The organism is Romboutsia sedimentorum (genome assembly GCF_030131845.1).
GTDB classification, from domain to species: domain Bacteria; phylum Bacillota; class Clostridia; order Peptostreptococcales; family Peptostreptococcaceae; genus Romboutsia_D; species Romboutsia_D sedimentorum.
Genome location: NZ_JASKYM010000003.1, coordinates 77,367 through 96,451, shown reverse-complemented (window position 1 = coordinate 96,451; position 19,085 = coordinate 77,367). Strand labels below are relative to the sequence as shown.

Below are 19,085 nucleotides of genomic sequence, written 5' to 3'. Positions count from 1 at the left end.
TTATATTTAAAATTTATTTTTATTAAACAGTTGCTTTATCTTCATTGTCATTTCCAATCATTGCTGTAAGCTTTTTATTAAGAGCTAATAATATAAATACTCCAACTGCTAATATCACTGGAATAGCTATAAATACTTGCATTAGTCCCATTTTTTCTATTATAATTTGAACATATCCTGCTGCTTTGTTTGCAAAGAATGTAGCTGCTGCCCAAACACCCATTAATAATGATAAATATTTTGCTGGTGCAACCTTACTTATTAATGAGTTTCCTAGTGGTGAGAAGCACATTTCTCCTATTGATTGGAATATAACAAATAATATTAACCATAATACGCTCGCTTTAACTGTTGATGGAGCTCCAACTCCTCTTGTTAACTCAGCTCCTATTACAAATATAAATGCTATCGCTAAAAATGCATATCCTAAAGCCATTTTTTGTGCCATGCTTAAATCGCCTTGTTTTCTATTAGATAGTTTCGTCCATACAAATGCCATAACTGGACCTAAAATAACACACATTGCTCCATTTAATGCTGTCTCTATCCACATTACAGGTATTTGAAAACTACCGATTGAAAGGTCTACATAATCTTTCATATATAATGCTAAAGAAAACCCTGCTTGGTTGTAAAATACCCAGAAGAATATTGAAAAGAATGATAATATAAATATAACTTCAACTCTAGATTTTTCTTTTTTAGTTAATTGTCTATCAAAGTCTTTTTTATCACTTGTTTTTCCAGCCTGTTTATCAAGCATTCTTTGTGGATATTTTCCTGCTTCACCTAAGCACTTCATTGTAAGAGTAAATACTAATCCACCAATTAAAGTAACTACAGCCGCTAACATAAAACATTGTCTATATCCATATTCTAAAACCACACCATTTTCTATTACTGCAAAAGTTTTAGTATATAGTATACCTATAATTAATGCCCCTACAAGTGATCCTAAATTTACAAACGTATATAATAACGAAAATGCAGCATCTTTCTTTGTATCATCATCATATAATTCTCCAGCTAATGCATTTAAATTCCCCTTAAAGAAACCTGTTCCTATAGATATTAAAATTATCATTCCATGAACCCACATTACATTTGTTGCAAAATACCCCAAGGCATAACCCGCTGCCATAATAATAGAACCAACTATTATACAATACCTAGCACCTATCCATCTATCACATATTATACCACCAAATATTGGTGCTAAATAAGTAAACGCTGCTAAATTAGCTGCTATAGCTGTTGCATCCGTGTAATCAACACCTAATCCTCCATGAACCACCGTTTCTGCTAAAAAAAATAATAATAACGTTTTGCACCCATAAAATGCAAACCTTTCAAACATAAATGTTAGCCCACAAATATACAATCCTTTAGGATGTTTTGTAGGTGAAGCTGCTGGTTGTGAACCCATATATTAAATCCCCCTTATAATATATTTATAATATCCTCCTAATAGCTTAACATCTATACTCATGTAGACTTAAGCTATTAGGCAATGATTTATTATACTTCTCTTGTATACCCTTTTAACCATTGTTTTTCTTCATCATTTAAGAAAGGTGATATTTTGTCATATACTAATTTATGATAGTAATTTAAGTAAGCTTTTTCTTCTTTGTTCATTTCATCTATATTTACTGCATCTAAATCAATTGGCGCAAAAGTTACAACTTCAAATTCCATAAATTGACCATATTCATTTTTATCAGTTTTTCTAACAACTAATTCATTTTCTATTCTAATACCATGAGATCCTTCTATGTATATACCTGGTTCGTTAGTAGTTACCATACCTTCTTCTAGTACTGCACTATCAAATCTTTCAGGTACTATTCTCCATCTAAATCCATTTGGTGCTTCATGTATAGCCCCAACAAATCCCACACCATGACCTGTTCCACATTTATAGTCTATACCCATATTCCACATTGGTGTTCTTGCTAATATATCTAAATTATAACCTCTTGTTCCATGTAAAAACTTAGCCATTGATAAGTTTATCATACCTCTTAACACTGCTGTAAAGTGTAATTTCAATTCATCATTTAAACTTCCTAGCGCTATAGTTCTAGTTATATCTGTAGTCCCATCAAAATATTGTCCACCTGAATCTATTAAAAATAAATGTTCTGGTTGTAATTTATAATCACTTTCTTTTGTCGCACTATAATGCATCATAGCTGCATGTTCTTTGTAGCCTGCTATTGTAGAAAAACTTGGCTCTATAAATCCTTCTTGTTCTTTTCTTAAATCTTCTAATTTTTTAGCTGCACTTACTTCAGATATTTCTATTTTTCCTATATTAGTCTTTAGCCAGTACATAAATTTAGTAAAAGCCACACCATCTTTTATATGACTTTTTCTTATGTTCTCTAACTCTATTTCATTTTTATTAGCTTTAAAGAACATAGTTGGGTTAAATTCATCTACTTTTTCAACTTCATTAGGTATATTGTTATATATTGCATAGTTAACTTTAGTACAATCAACTAATATTTTTTCATTTTTATCTATATTTTTAACAAATTCATATACATCATTGTAAGGTCTTATTTTAACATTTTCCTTAGATAATTCATTTAACATTTCAGTAGTTAATTTATTTTCATCAATAAATAAAATAGCATCTTCTAATGTTACTAATGCATAAGAAAGTACTACTGGAGTGTATAAAACATCTCTGCCTCTTATGTTAAATAGCCAAGCTATATCATCAAGAGCTGTTATAACATGATTTACTACATTTTTTTTGTTCATTTCTTCTCTTACTCTAGATAATTTAGAACTAAGCGTTTCTCCCACATACTTCACATCTAGTGAAAATGCTTTTTTGTCTGATAGCTTAGGTCTATCTTGCCATACCTTATCAACTAAATCATAATCATATTTTATACTTATATTTTTATGTGCTAATTTTTGTTGTAAATTCATACCTTCTTTTGCAGATATTAATCTACCATCAAATCCTAATACTCCACCCTCTTTAATACAATTACATATATATTCATCTGTAGTTGGTACGCATTCTTCACCCATTTTAAATAGCTTTATACCAGTTCCTTTTAATTGATTTTCTGCTTGTATAAAGTATCTTCCATCTGTCCAAAGTCCAGCTTCATCCTTTGTAACTATTACTGTACCTGCTGAACCTGTAAATCCAGATATAAATTCTCTACATTTAAAATACTCTCCAACATACTCACTTTGATGATTATCTGATGATGGAACTATATATGCATCCATATTATGTTCGTTCATATACTCTCTTAATTTACCTACCCTATCTATTATACTCATTAATAAAGCCCCCCTTAACTGTATTACCGTACTTAATGTTGATAGTATCACCTTTTGACATCGTTTTCAACGTTTTATTTTTTTCAATTTTTTTTTATAAATATAATAATTTTTCATCATAAAATTTTATATGATTTTAATAGGAATTTTATGAAAAATATATAAATAATTTAAATGTAAATACAAAAAAATATTACTGTTTTTTTTCTACATCCAGTAATATCTTTTGAAATACTTTATTTAAATTTGTCTGTACTTTATATTAATTATTTATATATTTTTCAAATACCTCTGTAAAATCTCTATTATTATAATTTTTTCTTAGTGCTTCCATCCAATCTAAGTTAAAATTAGTTAAATCTTGGACAATATTTGTTATATTTCCTTCTATAACGCATCTTGATAATGCTTCATTTGCCATTTTTAAACCATTAGATCCATCTTCTACAGCTGTATAGTTTTTACCTTGAATTCTACTTACTTCAACTAATGTTTTATATAAGTCTTTTAATTGCTCTATTTGTTTTTTGTCTACATCTATGCTGAATTTTTCATTTCCAAAACTAAATTTAATTTCTATATCTAAATCTACAGTTCCTGCTGTTTCTAAAGTTACTGTGTGGACTTTCTCATAGTAAAATTCGTGTCTTTTTACAGTTCTTTTTTTACTTACAGCACTTGCTCCATCTACATGTAAAAGACCTCTATTTGTAAATACGTACTCATCTGATTTAGATTTTATTACGAAGAATATTTTTTCACCATCTTCGTGCATTATATAATCGTCCCCGTCTACTTTATCAAAATCCTTTGGATCTATTATTTTACCAATATCTGATAAACCAAGTGTATCTGCTGCTAACTTCCCAAATATATTTCCTGCCATTATAGTCCTCCTAAATTTATTTTTTAAAAAGGAACGCCTTTCAATCATTAAATGATATCAAGTGTTCCTTTTATATTAATTACTTCATTTTAGCTTCTAGATTTTCAAGTCTTTCAACTACTGACTTAATCATTTCTTCAAACTTTTCTTTTTTTGCTTCTTCTTCTTTAACTAAGCTATCAGGAGCTTTTGCTAAGAATCCTTGGTTTGAAAGTTTTCCGTTAACTCTCTTTATTTCGCCTTCTAATTTAGCTTTTTCTTTGCTTAATCTTTCTATTTCCTTAGCAAAGTCAACTAACTCGTCAAGTGGTATAAATATCTTAACTCCATCTATAACAACACTTACAGCATCTTCTGGTATATTCGTTTCATTTTCTACTATTTCAACTACTGATGCAGATGCTAATGTTACAAAGTAATCTTTACCAGCTTTTATAGCTTCTTTCTTATCAGAACTTGGAACTATTATAACCTTAGCTTTCTTTGATGGTGGTACATTCATTTCTGCTCTTACATTTCTTATGTTTCTTATACCATCCATTGTTAAGTTCATCATTTCTTCTTCTTTAGCCATGTTATCAGCTTCTGTGTAATGAGGGAACTGAGCTACTACTATACTTCCTTCTACTGTTGGTAGATGAGTATATATTTCCTCTGTTATAAACGGCATATATGGGTGAAGAAGTTTTAATATTTTTTCTAATACATATGTTAATGTATATAAAGCTGTTTGTTTAGCTTCTTTATCTTCAGAATATAATCTTGGTTTAACTATTTCTATATACCAGTCACAGTACTCAGACCATGCAAAGTCATATATCTTTTGAGCAGCTATTCCTAAGTCAAACTTATCCATATTGTCAGTAACTTCTTTAACAACATTGTTTGCTCTTGATATTATCCATTTGTCAGCTAAAGTCATATTAGCTTCTACTGATTCTCTAGTAACACCATCCATTATATCATCTTCTATATTCATGAATACAAATCTTGATGCATTCCATAATTTATTTGCGAAGTTTCTTGATGATTCTACTCTTTCCATGTAGAATCTCATGTCATTTCCTGGGGAATTTCCAGTAGCTAACATGAATCTTAGTGCATCAGCTCCGTATTGGTCTATTACTTCTAATGGGTCTATTCCATTACCTAGAGATTTACTCATTTTTCTACCTTCTGAGTCTCTAACTAATCCATGTATTAATACATGTTTAAATGGACTTTCTCCCATACAGAATTTACCTGCAAACGCCATTCTTACTACCCAGAAGAATATTATATCGTATCCAGTAACAAGTACACTTGTTGGATAATAGTAATTTAAGTCTTCTGTTTCGTTTGGCCATCCTAAAGTTGAGAAAGGCCATAATGCAGAAGAGAACCAAGTATCAAGTACGTCTTCATCTTGTTTAAAGTGAGTGTGTCCACATTTACAAGCTGTAGGCATTTCTTTTGATACTACTACTTCTCCACATTCTTGACAGTAATAAGCTGGTATTTGATGACCCCACCATAACTGTCTTGATATACACCAGTCTCTTATATTTTCTAACCATTGTGAGTAAGTTTTATCAAATTTATCTGGTACAAATTCTAAGTCTTTGTTCTTTAGCATATCTAGTGCAGGCTTAGCTAACTCGTCCATTTTAACAAACCATTGATCTGATAATCTTGGTTCAACTACAGTTCTACATCTATAACAAGAACCTACATTGTGGTTGTGGTCTTTTATTGCTATCATAAATCCTGCTTCATCTAAGTCAGCTATAAGTTGCTTTCTACATTCATATCTGTCCATACCTTCGTATTTTCCAGCTAACTTATTCATAGTACCGTCTTCGTTCATTACGTTTATCTTCTCAAGGTTATGTCTTTTACCTACCTCAAAATCATTAGGGTCATGTGCTGGAGTCATTTTAACTGCACCAGTACCGAACTCTAAGTCAACATAATCATCAGCAACTATTATAAGTTCTCTATCTGTCATAGGAAGTATTGCATGCTTTCCTACTAAATGCTTATATCTTTCATCTTCTGGATTTACAGCTATTCCACTATCCCCTAGCATTGTTTCAGGTCTAGTTGTAGCTATTTCTAAGAAGTCATTACTATCCTTTAGTGGATATTTTATGTGATAGAATTTTCCATCATGCTCTTCATGTTCAACTTCTGCATCTGATAAAGTAGTCTTACAATCTGGACACCAGTTTATTATTCTGTTTCCTCTGTATATTTGACCTTGTTCATATAATTTTACGAAAAATTCTGTAACTGATTCGTTACATCCTTCATCCATTGTAAATCTTTCTCTATCCCAATCACAAGAATCTCCTAACTGTTTCATTTGGTCTACTATCTTTCTACCAAATTCATTTCTCCAGTCCATAGCTCTGTTTAAGAATTCTTCTCTTCCTAACTCGTACTTAGTTTTTCCTTCTTGTTCTTTTATTCTCTCAACAACTTTAACCTCTGTTGCTATAGACGCATGGTCAGTTCCTGGTTGCCATAATGTTTCGTACCCGTCCATTCTTTTCCATCTTACAAGTATATCTTGTAATGTATGGTCAAGTGCATGACCCATGTGTAATTGCCCTGTTATGTTAGGTGGTGGAAGCATTATTGTAAAAGGCTTCTTGTCTGGATTTGGTTTCGATTTAAAAAGTCCATCTTCTAACCACTTTGAATATAATCTTGATTCGAAATCTTTAGGATTATAAGTTTTTGATAAATTAGTGTTTTCCATTTTGTTTCCTCCTTTTATATAGTTAATTTTTCCTGTTTAATATAAAAAGAGCCCTTCATCCTATAAATAAGGACGAAAAGCTCGCGTTACCACCTTAATTCCATAATTAAATATACATTATAACTAACTATAATTATGGCTCTCAATAGAATTTAACGATTCCAACCGTCTAAACCTACTATTATTTCAGCTTAAAAACTCCGAAGCTACATTCTGTAAACCTATACCAAGAAGACCTTTCAGCCTATGAGTCTTCCTCTCTTTTAGTAGTACTTACATACTCCTCTTCATCACAGTTTATATTTTAACTTATTATTTAATTATATCTAATTACTATTATTATTGTCAATTATTTATATAGTATATTCATTATTTTAATTTTTGTTACTTATATTCAAATTATTAATGTCTTAATAATAAATGAATTAAGCAAATTATATACTCTTATCCCAGAAATTTAAGGCTTTAACATCTTCACTTATTGGAACTATATTATAATCTCTTTCTTTTAAAACTTTTATCATACTATCTAGAGCCTCAACAGTTTGTTCCTTTTCATGTATTAATACTACTAAGTTTGGATTATCTCTTCCATAATATAATACGTTGCTTACTATATTATCAGTAGTTCCCTTCCAATCCTGTGTATCTAAATTCCAATCCCACATTATGTATCCATTTTTAGCTAATGCTTCATGAGATTTTTCTGGCATATAAGGTTTGCTTCCATACGGTACCCTTATTAAATTAGACACTTCTCCAGTTAAGTCTAAGAATGTTTCTTGGCAAGTTTCAAACTCTTTTACTGTTGCTTCAGGAGTCTTATATAATTCTTTAACTTCATGTGTTACACTATGAAATCCAACGCTATGCCCTTCTTCTTGTACTCTTTTTACTTCATCTGGGTATTTTTTCATATTACCATCAATCATGAAAAATGTTGCTTTTACACCATTAGTATCTAATATATCTAATATTCGATTTGTATATTTTGAAGGTCCATCGTCTATAGTTATATATGCAACTTTTCCCGAATTGGAAGTTGTTTTTTTAGGTTTTTCTACAGGTTTTTTTGCGGTATCTGAAATCTCATTCCCCTCTTTAGGACTATCAAGCTTACTTATACTATCTTTAAACACAAAACATGTCCCTAATACAATCATAATTAATGATATTGCAGCAAAAAACATAATAATGCCTTTGTTAGATCTTTTCATGTTACTTATCCCCCTATCTTACCTTAAACTGTATTTTATATTTTATAACTCAAACATGAACTAAAATGTTTTACTCATTACAATTAATATGCTTATCCTTAATTAAACATTCATATTCTTTGCTACCTTCAAATTTTTTTATAATACTATAATCTTTTTTCACAACAATTTTCGCAATAAAAAATACCTCTTTAGTACCATAAAGGTTCTAAAGAGGTATTACTCTATATCTATTTTAATTTTCAGATTTATCATTCATTTCATTAAGCAATTTTACTTCTTCTATTATTTTGCTTAGATGATAATTAAATACAGGACTTTTATTTTCATCTAAATCCCATGCAATTTCATTAAATTGATGTAATTTTTTTATATTTTCATAATTAGATTTATTTAAGTATAATTTCGTTTCTAGTAATTCAATTGATTGCATATGGAAATATATTCCTCTGCATATATCTACTGTTTCTTCTAATTTTTCCATATTTATATTTCCTCTACTGTATCCTAGTTCATCTAATAATTTAGAATATATACTTTCTACCTTTTTTACTTCTTTTTCAATTTTAGTTATATTAAAACCTTCTTTGTTTATTATCTTCGATTCTATAAATTCAGCAGTTATTTTTTCCATTTCTTTAATTTCATTTATAGTACTGTCTAAATAATTAGGTCTAGCTAATATATAATTTATAAATACTCCGATTACAACACCTATAGATGTATCCATTACCCTAAAGAAAGAATATTGCGCTGGATTAGAGTCTGTAATTCCTAGATGTATAGATAAAAATGTTACACATGCAACTACAACTCCTTTGTTTATCTTAAGAGTGTTGCAAACATATATGGTAGACATTACACCTAAACCACATAATATAGCATTACCTGGTTCAATCAGTACTACTAAATATCCTATTATTCCGCCTAAAATAGTTCCTTTTATTCTATTTAATCCTGAATTCATAGATCCTTTTACTGTATCTTGCATAGATATTATACATGCAGTGGCTGAGTAGAATGGATTTTCAACTAGATATCCTCCTGCTATTGTACAAAGTACTACTGCTATACCTGTTTTTATAGTTCTCATTCCCATTTTTTCTAGCTTCAAAATTTGCCTCCTGATTTTTTAAAACGTTTATTATTTCTATCTTTATATTATCTATATAAATATAGATTTTGTCGAGAGTATTTATATATTTTTATATCAAAAAAGGAGCTATTCTTTATAGAATGCTCCTTTTATGTGTTATACCTTAAATATTATCTATATTACACCGTGGCTCATCATAGAATCTGCTACTTTTAAGAATCCTGCTATGTTTGCTCCAACTACATAATTTCCTGCATAACCATATTCTTCAGCAGCGTCTTTAGATACTGCAAATATGTTTTTCATTATACCTTTTAATTTTTCTTCTACTTCTTCAAATGTCCAAGATAATCTCATACTGTTTTGAGACATTTCAAGAGCTGAAGTTGCAACTCCACCTGCATTTGCAGCTTTAGCTGGAGCTACTAATAATCCTTTTTCTAAGAAATATTGTACAGCTTCATTTGTACAAGGCATATTAGCACCTTCTCCTATAACTGTAGTTCCATTTCCAACTAATAATTTAGCATCATTTATATCTATATCATTTTGAGTTGCACAAGGAAGAGCTATATCACATTTAACAGTCCATATTTGTTTTTGTCCTTCAAAATATTGTGCTCCTTCTTTTCTACTTACATACTCTTTAATTCTTTTTCTTTCTACTTCTTTTATTTGTTTAACTATTTCTAAGTCAACACCATTTTCATCTACTATGTATCCTGCAGAGTCACACATAGCTATTACTTTAGCTCCATGTTCAATAGCTTTTTCTGCTGCATATATAGCAACGTTACCTGATCCAGATACTACAACTCTCTTACCTTGGAAACTTTGGTTATGGTAGTTTAACATTTCATTTACAAAGTATACAACTCCAAATCCTGTAGCTTCTTTTCTAGCTAAAGAACCACCGTAAGTTAATCCTTTACCAGTTAATACTCCAGCATCATAAGAATTTCTTATTCTCTTATATTGTCCAAATAAGAATCCTATTTCTCTAGCACCTACTCCTATATCTCCAGCAGGCACGTCTACATTTGGTCCTATATGTCTATATAACTCTGTCATAAAGCTTTGACAGAATCTCATTATTTCTCTATCAGATCTTCCTTTAGGATTGAAATCTGAACCACCTTTACCTCCACCTATTGGTAAGCCAGTTAAAGAGTTTTTAAATATTTGCTCAAATCCTAAGAATTTTATTATTCCTAAGTTAACTGATGGATGGAATCTTAAGCCACCTTTGTAAGGTCCTATAGCACTGTTAAACTGTACTCTAAATCCTCTGTTAACTTGTATATTTCCATTATCATCTACCCAAGGTACTCTAAACATTATTTGTCTTTCTGGTTCAACTATTCTTTCTAATATACTTTCTTTTACGTATTCTGGATGCTTAACTAATACACCTTCTAATGAATGTAATACTTCTTCAATTGTTTGATGAAACTCAGCTTCCCCTTTGTTTCTAAGCTTAACATCTTCTATTACGCTTTCAATTACTTGTTTAACATTATTATCCATATTAATAGCCCCCTTATTATAAAAAAACCTTTTCTCAATTAAATAATAGTCCTTTATTAATTTATTTTCAATAAGTTTTTTTGTAAAAATATGTTTTTTTTTATATTTATTTATTTTTTAGTTTTCATTGTTTATTACTTTATTTTTATATTTCTTTTTTAATAAATAAAAAATGAATTTTACTTTATTTTATTAAAATAAAAAGCATTCTACTAAGTATTTTTAATAGAATGCTTTTTTAAAAATTGCATATTAATTTTTTATATTATTTCATTTAAAGCATCATATGTGAAATCTATTATTTCATCACATCCTACTTTATTTCTTTTTAATTCTGAACATATTTCTGTATTATATTTGTCTTTGACCTTAGTCATTAACGCTCTTGAATATTGTCTTGCATCATTTTGTTCTAACTTACTGTCTCTACCTTTTAAATATCCTATTACAACAACTGCGGCATTTACGGCACCACACAGACTACCTACAGTCATTCCTACACCCATACCACTCCCTATTGAAATAGGTATATCTGTGTTATGTTCTTCGTTGTAAGATTTTATTAGTGATTCTGCACAAGTATATCCTTGACTATGATAAATTGATGGTTTTGTCATTTTTATTTACCCTTTCTATGATAGCTATATTTTAAACTCATTAAATATTATACTCTTTTATTAAATATTATATTTGGTTTTCTACTTTACTTCTTATATTTTCTTTAGGAACAAATCCTACTAATTTATCAACTACCTTACCATTTTTAAATACTAACATAGTTGGTACTGTGTTTATTCCATATTGTTGTGCAATTTCTAAACTTTTATCTATATTCACTTTGAAAAAATTAGCTTTCTCTTTCATTTCATTGCCTAATTCTTCAAACACAGGTGCTAACATTTTACAAGGTCCACACCAAGTTGCAAAAAAATCAACTACTGTAACCTCATTTTTTTCTATTTCCTTAGTAAAGTTATCACTATTAAGTATTTGTGCCATTTATGTATCCTCCATGATTTTGTTTTTTTATTATGTTTATAGTTTATAACAAATAAAGAAAATTATCTGTGATATTATCACAGATAATTTTCTTTAAAAATATATTTTATATTTAATTATACAAATAAGTTTAATCCAGAATCTTCAGTAGCACCTAAATATGAAGCTACTCCACCTAAATCAACTCCATCTATAAATTCTTCTGCCTTTATACCCATTAAATCCATACTCATAGCACATGCTACAACTTTAACACCCATATCCATAGCATTTTTTATTAAAGTATCTAAATCATCAACATTGTGTTTTTTCATTATTTGGTTTATCATTTTAGGACCCATTCCACCCATATTCATTTGAGATAATGGTAATTTTCCTGTATGAGATGGTAACATAACATCAAACATTTTTTCCATAGTATCTTTTGATACATTTGGCTTATCTTTTCTTTTTAATATATTAAGCCCCCAGAATGTGAAAAACATTGTTACTTCTTTTCCCATAGATGCTGCTCCAGTTGCAATTATAAATGATGCTATTGCTTTGTCTAAATCTCCACTAAATACTACTAATGTAGCTCCATTTTTGCCATTTTGACTTATACTACAAGATGGGTTTACATTTAATACAGTATTTCCTTTTTTGATATATGCAACAAATGCTTTTTTAGATTTATCAAATTCAGCTTTTACTAATGTGTTTCTTGTTTTTTCACACCAAGATTGTATATCTTTACTAAATCCTGGATCACTTGCTCTAACTTCTAATATTTGTCCTTCTTGCATTTTATTTATTTCTTCAAAGACCCTTCTTATTGGACCTGGACATTGAAGTCCACAAGCATCTAATGTAACATTTGCGTTTATTTGCGTTATATCTAAGTTTTCCATATCCATCTTAGTTTCCTCGCTATTTATATTTATTTTTTCACTTTGCTTACAAATACTTTCTTCTGCTCTTTTTACAGTTAGATAAGTTTTTACTCCTCCATCTATATTGGTGCACTTAATTTTGTGCTGCTCTAGTATTCTACAAGCAATATATCCTCTAAGTCCAACTTGACAAGTAGCATATATTTTTTTATCTTTTGGAACTTCATCTAATCTATCTCTTAATTGACCTAGTGGTATATGAATTGAATTAGGTATTTGTCCTGTTACTATTTCAAATTCTTCTCGTACATCTATTATTACTCCACCAGATTCTAATATGTTATCAATTTCACTCCATTGTACAATATCTACTATTCCGTCTATAATGTTAGATGCATAGTATCCCAACATATTGACAGGGTCTTTAGCTGAATTATATGGAGGTGCATAGCAAGTCTCCACATCCTGTAAATCAAATACATTAAGACCACCTTTTATAGCTGTAGCCAATACATCTATACGTTTTTCAACTCCATCTATACCTACTCCTTGAGCTCCAAATATTTTCCCACTATTAGGATCAAAAGTCATCTTAATAGATATTGGAAATGCCCCTGGATAATATCCTGCATGTGAACCTGGATGTATATGAACAACTTCATAATCTATACCTAGTCTTTTTAGTATTTTCTCATTATTTCCAGTAGTTGCTACTGTATAATCAAATACTTTAGCTACTGATGAACCTAATGTACCTTTATAAGCTACATCTTTTCCGCATATATTATCAGCAACTAATCTTCCTTGTCTATTTGCAGGCCAAGCAAGTGGTATCATTGTAGGCTTCTTGTTTACAAAGTCCATTACTTCTATTGCATCTCCAAGTGCATATATGCTGTCATCTGAAGTTTTCATATGATCATTAACTACTATGGCTCCTCTTTCATTTAATTTAAGCCCTGCTTCTTTTGCTATCGTAGTTTCTGGCTTAACTCCAATAGATAATATTATCATGTCTGTTTCTATTTGTTTTCCACTAGATAATATTACTTTTTTACCATTACTACTAAATGACTTTACACCATCTTTTAAAATTAATTCTACATTTTTATCTATTAAATGTTCATGTATAATACTTACCATTTCTATATCTAGCGGAGCCATAACTTGATCTCCTGCTTCTACTAATGTAAGCTTTATTCCAAGATCATGAAGATTTTCTGCCATTTCAAGACCTATAAATCCTCCACCAATAACTACTGCATGCTTTGGTTTATTTTCTTCTACATATGATTTAATTTTATCTGTATCTGGTATATTTCTAAGTGTAAATAAATTGTCACATTCATTTATCCCTTTAATAGGTGGCTTTATAGGATTTGCCCCTGGAGAAAGCACTAATACATCATAACTTTCCTCGTAAGTTTCACCTGTTTTATGATTTTTTACACTTACTTTTTTATTTTCTTTATCTATATTTACAACTTCACTTAAGTTTCTTATGTCTAAATTAAATTTTGAACTCATAGCTTCTACAGTTTGAACTATTAATTTTTCTCTTTCATTTATAGTCCCCCCTATATAATATGGAAGACCACAATTTGCAAATGATATATATTCACCCTTTTCAAACATTACAATTTGAGCATTCTCATCTAAACGTCTTAATCTCGTAGCGGCTGACGCTCCACCTGCAACTCCACCTACTATAATAATTTTTTTATTCATAAAATTATCTCCTTTTTATATAGTGTAGATTACTAAATTCGATATTTTTTTAACATATTTTTATTATACGCTAAACTCATTTTTTATTCAGTAACTTAGTCACATATCATTTTTATTTTTTAATTTATAATAAAAACATAGAAATATGAACAAAATATATAATTAAAAGGAGAAAATAATATGAGTTTTTTATCACAACTTTTCCAAAGCAGCAAACACGAAGATATTGATGGATTAGAGCTAAATTCAATTTTAAAGAATAATAAAAATGTATTAATATTAGATGTGAGAAGTGTTGGTGAATATAATTCTTTCCATATTCCAAAATCTAAAAATATACCTGTGCATGAATTAAAGTCTAGATTAGATACCTTAGATTTATATAAAGATTCTAAAATAATTGTATATTGTGCTTCAGGTGCTAGAAGTTACTCAGCTTCAAAAATATTATCTAAAAATGAATTTAATAATATTTATAACCTAAAAGGTGGAATATCTAGTTATATATCAAAGAAAAAATAAATCATTTATTCTATATAAAAAAAATAATTTTAAGTTTACAATATAAATAAAGTAATTAACTTAGGATGTGATTGTATGACTTATTTAAATACAGAATTTTATTTTAAAGATAACTTGCCATTTTTCAATGATTTATCTGAAGATGAACTCAAAGACCTTATTTCTGCAAGTTATATACAAAAATATAGTAAGGGCGAACTAGTTCATTCCAAAAATTCAACGTGCACTGGAATTGTATTAGTTTTAAGTGGGCAACTTAGAAGCTTTATGTCTTCAAACTTTGGAAAAGAAATTACACTTTTCAGGTTATTTGAGCGTGATATTTGTATGCTATCATCATCATGCGTATATCAAAATCTTGCTTATGACATAAATCTTCAAGCAGAAAAAGATTGTACTGTTATCGTAATTGATAGTAAGTTTTTTAAAGAACTTTCTAATAAAAACATTAGCATTCAAAACTTCTTGCTTACTTTAACTCAAGACAAGCTATCTGAAATTATGTGGGTACTTGAACAAGTAGTATTTTTTAATTTAGACAATAGATTGGCTAGTTTTTTAATAAATCAATATTATTTAAATGATTCTATAAATATTAATATGACGCATGATGCTATTGCTAATAATTTAGGTTCTGCTAGAGAAGTTATAAGCCGTATGCTTAAGAAATTTGAAAATGACCAGATAGTCGAAGTTTCAAGAGGAAATATAAAAATAATAGATCTTGAAAAATTAAAATTATTAAGTAAATAATCAAAGCAAATAGAGGTAGTATTTCAAAATGAACTTAATCATTAAGATATACTACCTCATTAATTTTGTAACCAAAATATAATATTTATCCTATTTCTACCATATCTCCATCTATTGCATATATTACTTTTTCACATACATTTGTAATATGGTCACCCGTTCTTTCTAAATATCTTCCTACAAATAAAAGCCTTACACCTTGAGTTATTGTACCCTTTTTTTCATTCATTACTTTTAAACAATCGATATGAATTTGATCATATAAATCATCTATTTTATCATCTCTTGAAGCAATTTCATAACATAATTTTGCATCTTCATTTTCTAATGCTATTGAAACATCAGCAAGCATATTTTTGCATTCCTGAGCCATTTTAGGAATATCTACTAATGATTTTATGTATTCCTCATTTCCTATTTTTAAAGTTTCTAATGCTATATTTACTGCATAATCGCCTATTCTCTCTAATTCTATAGCTATATTCCCTAGTGCATATATATATCTTAAATCCTTAGCCATTGGTTGTCTTAGTGCTATTAACTCTATACTTCTATCTCTTATATATTCTCTTAGTTTGTCGATTTCATCATCTTTTTCTATAATTTTTCTAGATCCTTCTAAGTCTTTATTTACCATATATTCAACTGAATTAGATATTGCTTCTTCACACCTAGCTATCATAGTAATAGTGTATTGTTTTAGTGTATTTATGCTTAATTCTAAGTTTGTATTAACCATCTTAAAACCCCTTTTATTCTTTTTAGTTTATCCAAATCTTCCTGTTATATAATCTTCTGTACGCTTATCATCTGGATTTGTAAACATAGTTTTAGTGTCGCTAAATTCTACTACTTCTCCATTTAAGAAAAATGCTGTGTCATCAGATATACGAGCAGCTTGTTGCATGTTATGAGTAACTATAACTATTGTATAATCATCTTTTAAAGACTCTATTAATTCTTCCACCTTAGAAGTTGATATTGGGTCTAATGCTGATGTAGGCTCATCCATAAGTATAACTTCTGGCTTCATAGCTATTGCTCTAGCTATACATATACGTTGTTGTTGACCTCCTGATAAACCTAGGGCAGATGATTTTAGTCTATCTTTAACTTCATCCCATATAGCAGCTCCTTTTAAACTTTCTTCTACTATTTTATCTAATTTTTTCTTATCCTTTATACCCTGTGTACGAGGTCCATATGACACATTATCATATATACTCATTGGGAACGGATTTGGCTTTTGGAATACCATACCCACTTTAGTTCTTAATTTTATAACATCATTACTCTTATATATATCTTCACCGTCAACCTCTATTTGTCCTTTTATAGTTACATTTTCTATAAGGTCATTCATTCTGTTTAAAGTTCTTAAAAATGTTGATTTTCCACATCCTGAAGGTCCTATCAATGCAGTTACTTTTTTTTCTTTTATATCCATTTTTATATTTTTTAAAGCTTGATTATCTCCGTAAAATAAATCTAACTTATTTATACTTAATTTTATATTATTTGAATTCATTTTTACACCTCATAAAATTTATTAATAGTTTGCTTTATTTAATTTCTTTGCTATAACCTTAGCTATCGTATTTAATAATAAAACCATTATTATTAGTACAATCCCTATACTTGCTGCTCCTGATATATCGCCTTTTTCTTTTGTTAATAAATATGCGTGAACAGTCAAAGTTCTTGCACTATCAAATATTCCACCAGGCATTTGAGCTACTGTTCCAGCAGTTAATAATATTGCTGCTGATTCTCCTATAACACGCCCAACCGATAATATAAGCCCTGATAATATACCAGGTATTGCACTTGGTAATACAACTTTATATAGTGTTTGAAACTTAGTTGAACCTAAAGCTAATGATGCTTCTCTATAACTTTGTGGTACTGTTTTTAATGCTTCTTCTGTAGTTCTAATTATTACTGGCAATATTATTATTGCTACTGTAAGCGATCCCGATAATATTGAATACCTCATACCTAATGTAACTACGAAGAATATTCCTCCAAATAATCCGTATATTATTGATGGTATTCCTGCCAAACTTTCAGTTGCAAATCTTATTGCTGTTACCATCTTTCCTTTTTTAGCATATTCTTGTAAATAAATTGCTGCTAGTACTCCTATTGGAGTTGCTACTGCTATTGAAAGTGCTACTGTATATAATGTAGTAACTATCATAGGTAATATTCCACCATCTCCTGATGATGAATAATCACTAAATAAGAAAGTTGGGTTTATACCACCTATTCCTTGTACAAATATATATCCAACTATTACTACTAATGTAGTAACTGTAAATGCCGCTGATAAATAAACTAATAATTTTAATATATTTTCCTTTAACTTTCTCATACTAATCTACCGCCTTGTTTGAAAGTTTGTTTAATACTATGTTTAATATTAATATAAATGTGAATAATACAACTCCTGTTGCAAATAACATCTCTTGATGAGTTCCAAATGCATATCCCATTTCTAACGCTATGTTAGTAGTAAGAGGTCTTACACTATCCATTATAGATGTTGGCATTACTGGCGAATTTCCTGCTACAAGTATTACTGCCATAGTTTCACCTAATGCTCTACCTACGCCTAATACAACTGCCGCTAATATTCCAGATTTTGCAGCTGGTAATACAACTTTAAATATAGTTTCTATTTTTGAAGCACCTAGTGCTAATGATCCTTCTTTAAACGCTTGTGGTACTGCTTTTATAGCAGTTTCTGATACTGATATTATTGTTGGTAACATCATTACTGCTAAAACAATTATTACTGCAAAAAGACTTTGACCTTTTGGAAGGTTAAATACATTTTGTATAGCCGGTACTATAACTGCTAATCCAAATACTCCATATAAAACTGATGGTATACCTGCTAATAATTCTACTGCTGGTGATATTATTTTAGCTAATTTCTTAGGAGCTACTTCTGCAATAAATACTGCAGTTAATATTCCTACTGGTACTCCTATTAATAATGCTCCTATTGTAGCTAATATTGATGCAGCTACCATAGATGATATTCCAAATTTATCTGCACTTGGTACCCAATCTGAACCCATTATAAATTCTGTAAATGAGTATCCTTTAAATAAAAATGGTGTTAATCCTTTATAGAATACAAACCCTATTATTAAAAGTAAACTTATAACCGCTATTAATGCACTTGCCATAAATACATTTTTTGCTACTTTTTCAGCTATATATTTGTTTTTATTGCCCTCTTTATTGTCTCTTCTCTCTATTTCTACTGCTTGAGACTTCATTAACATAAAAATCCTCCTCAAAATATCTTACTATTATAAATAATTTTCCTTATTAATTATTGCGAATTCACTTGCTATAAGTTTATAATAACTCTCAAACGTTAAATCCATATTAGGTTTAGGTTAAGCTAGCGTAAAAT

General features: G+C 29.4%; 16 protein-coding genes and 1 other annotated feature. Of the genes, 2 read left to right on the top strand and 14 right to left on the bottom strand.

The annotated features are described in order from the left end of the window. Window positions 1-22: 22 nt before the first annotated feature. From QOZ84_RS08645 to cdr, 10 genes are all read right to left on the bottom strand, one after another. Window positions 23-1,426: a peptide MFS transporter gene (locus QOZ84_RS08645; protein ID WP_284132563.1), complete on the bottom strand. Its 1,404-nt coding sequence runs from the start codon at window positions 1,424-1,426 to the stop codon at window positions 23-25. A gap of 92 nt (window positions 1,427-1,518) precedes the next feature. After that, entirely contained in the window at window positions 1,519-3,312 is a 1,794-nt protein-coding gene (locus tag QOZ84_RS08640; RefSeq protein ID WP_284132562.1) for an aminopeptidase P family protein, read from the bottom strand. A 262-nt stretch (window positions 3,313-3,574) separates the two neighbouring features. Continuing rightward, window positions 3,575-4,198 (bottom strand): PH domain-containing protein, encoded by a 624-nt coding sequence (locus tag QOZ84_RS08635; protein ID WP_284132561.1) that lies wholly within the window; start codon window positions 4,196-4,198, stop codon window positions 3,575-3,577. Window positions 4,199-4,277: 79 nt separating this feature from the next. Further along, window positions 4,278-6,941, bottom strand: coding sequence for a valine--tRNA ligase (locus QOZ84_RS08630; protein WP_284132560.1), 2,664 nt, complete (start codon window positions 6,939-6,941; stop codon window positions 4,278-4,280). A 65-nt stretch (window positions 6,942-7,006) separates the two neighbouring features. Next, window positions 7,007-7,244: a binding site (T-box leader), on the bottom strand. Between the two features lie 131 nt (window positions 7,245-7,375). Beyond that, complete coding sequence (locus QOZ84_RS08625) at window positions 7,376-8,158, bottom strand: polysaccharide deacetylase family protein (RefSeq protein ID WP_284132559.1); 783 nt, start codon at window positions 8,156-8,158, stop codon at window positions 7,376-7,378. A gap of 235 nt (window positions 8,159-8,393) precedes the next feature. Beyond that, entirely contained in the window at window positions 8,394-9,272 is an 879-nt protein-coding gene (locus QOZ84_RS08620) for an FUSC family protein (protein WP_284132558.1), read from the bottom strand. Window positions 9,273-9,428: 156 nt separating this feature from the next. Further along, window positions 9,429-10,781 (bottom strand): NADP-specific glutamate dehydrogenase, encoded by a 1,353-nt coding sequence (gene gdhA, locus QOZ84_RS08615; RefSeq protein ID WP_284132557.1) that lies wholly within the window; start codon window positions 10,779-10,781, stop codon window positions 9,429-9,431. 260 nt (window positions 10,782-11,041) lie between these two features. Continuing rightward, window positions 11,042-11,398, bottom strand: a complete 357-nt coding sequence (locus QOZ84_RS08610; RefSeq protein ID WP_284132556.1) for a C-GCAxxG-C-C family (seleno)protein — start codon at window positions 11,396-11,398, stop codon at window positions 11,042-11,044. A gap of 67 nt (window positions 11,399-11,465) precedes the next feature. Further along, window positions 11,466-11,780 carry a thioredoxin gene (gene trxA, locus QOZ84_RS08605; RefSeq protein WP_284132555.1) on the bottom strand — a complete coding sequence of 105 codons (315 nt, stop codon included), beginning with the start codon at window positions 11,778-11,780 and terminating at the stop codon, window positions 11,466-11,468. Between the two features lie 116 nt (window positions 11,781-11,896). Further along, on the bottom strand, window positions 11,897-14,380 hold the full coding sequence (gene cdr / locus QOZ84_RS08600) for a CoA-disulfide reductase (RefSeq protein WP_284132554.1): 2,484 nt from the start codon (window positions 14,378-14,380) through the stop codon (window positions 11,897-11,899). A 180-nt stretch (window positions 14,381-14,560) separates the two neighbouring features. Between cdr and QOZ84_RS08595 the strand changes: the two genes are divergently transcribed. After that, window positions 14,561-14,902 carry a rhodanese-like domain-containing protein gene (locus tag QOZ84_RS08595; protein ID WP_284132553.1) on the top strand — a complete coding sequence of 114 codons (342 nt, stop codon included), beginning with the start codon at window positions 14,561-14,563 and terminating at the stop codon, window positions 14,900-14,902. A 75-nt stretch (window positions 14,903-14,977) separates the two neighbouring features. Next, window positions 14,978-15,655 carry a Crp/Fnr family transcriptional regulator gene (locus QOZ84_RS08590; protein ID WP_284132552.1) on the top strand — a complete coding sequence of 226 codons (678 nt, stop codon included), beginning with the start codon at window positions 14,978-14,980 and terminating at the stop codon, window positions 15,653-15,655. A gap of 85 nt (window positions 15,656-15,740) precedes the next feature. Here the strand turns inward: QOZ84_RS08590 and phoU are convergent, their stop codons facing one another. From phoU to pstC, 4 genes are read right to left on the bottom strand one after another with little or no spacing between them, the layout of a single operon-like run. Then, the gene (gene phoU, locus QOZ84_RS08585) at window positions 15,741-16,394 is read right to left on the bottom strand and encodes a phosphate signaling complex protein PhoU (RefSeq protein WP_284132551.1); all 654 of its coding nucleotides are present in this window, start codon (window positions 16,392-16,394) and stop codon (window positions 15,741-15,743) included. Window positions 16,395-16,421: 27 nt separating this feature from the next. Further along, entirely contained in the window at window positions 16,422-17,183 is a 762-nt protein-coding gene (gene pstB, locus QOZ84_RS08580) for a phosphate ABC transporter ATP-binding protein PstB (protein WP_284132550.1), read from the bottom strand. A 21-nt stretch (window positions 17,184-17,204) separates the two neighbouring features. After that, window positions 17,205-18,029: a phosphate ABC transporter permease PstA gene (pstA, locus tag QOZ84_RS08575; RefSeq protein ID WP_284132549.1), complete on the bottom strand. Its 825-nt coding sequence runs from the start codon at window positions 18,027-18,029 to the stop codon at window positions 17,205-17,207. 1 nt (window position 18,030) lies between these two features. Continuing rightward, window positions 18,031-18,951 carry a phosphate ABC transporter permease subunit PstC gene (gene pstC / locus QOZ84_RS08570; RefSeq protein WP_284132548.1) on the bottom strand — a complete coding sequence of 307 codons (921 nt, stop codon included), beginning with the start codon at window positions 18,949-18,951 and terminating at the stop codon, window positions 18,031-18,033. Window positions 18,952-19,085: the final 134 nt, after the last annotated feature.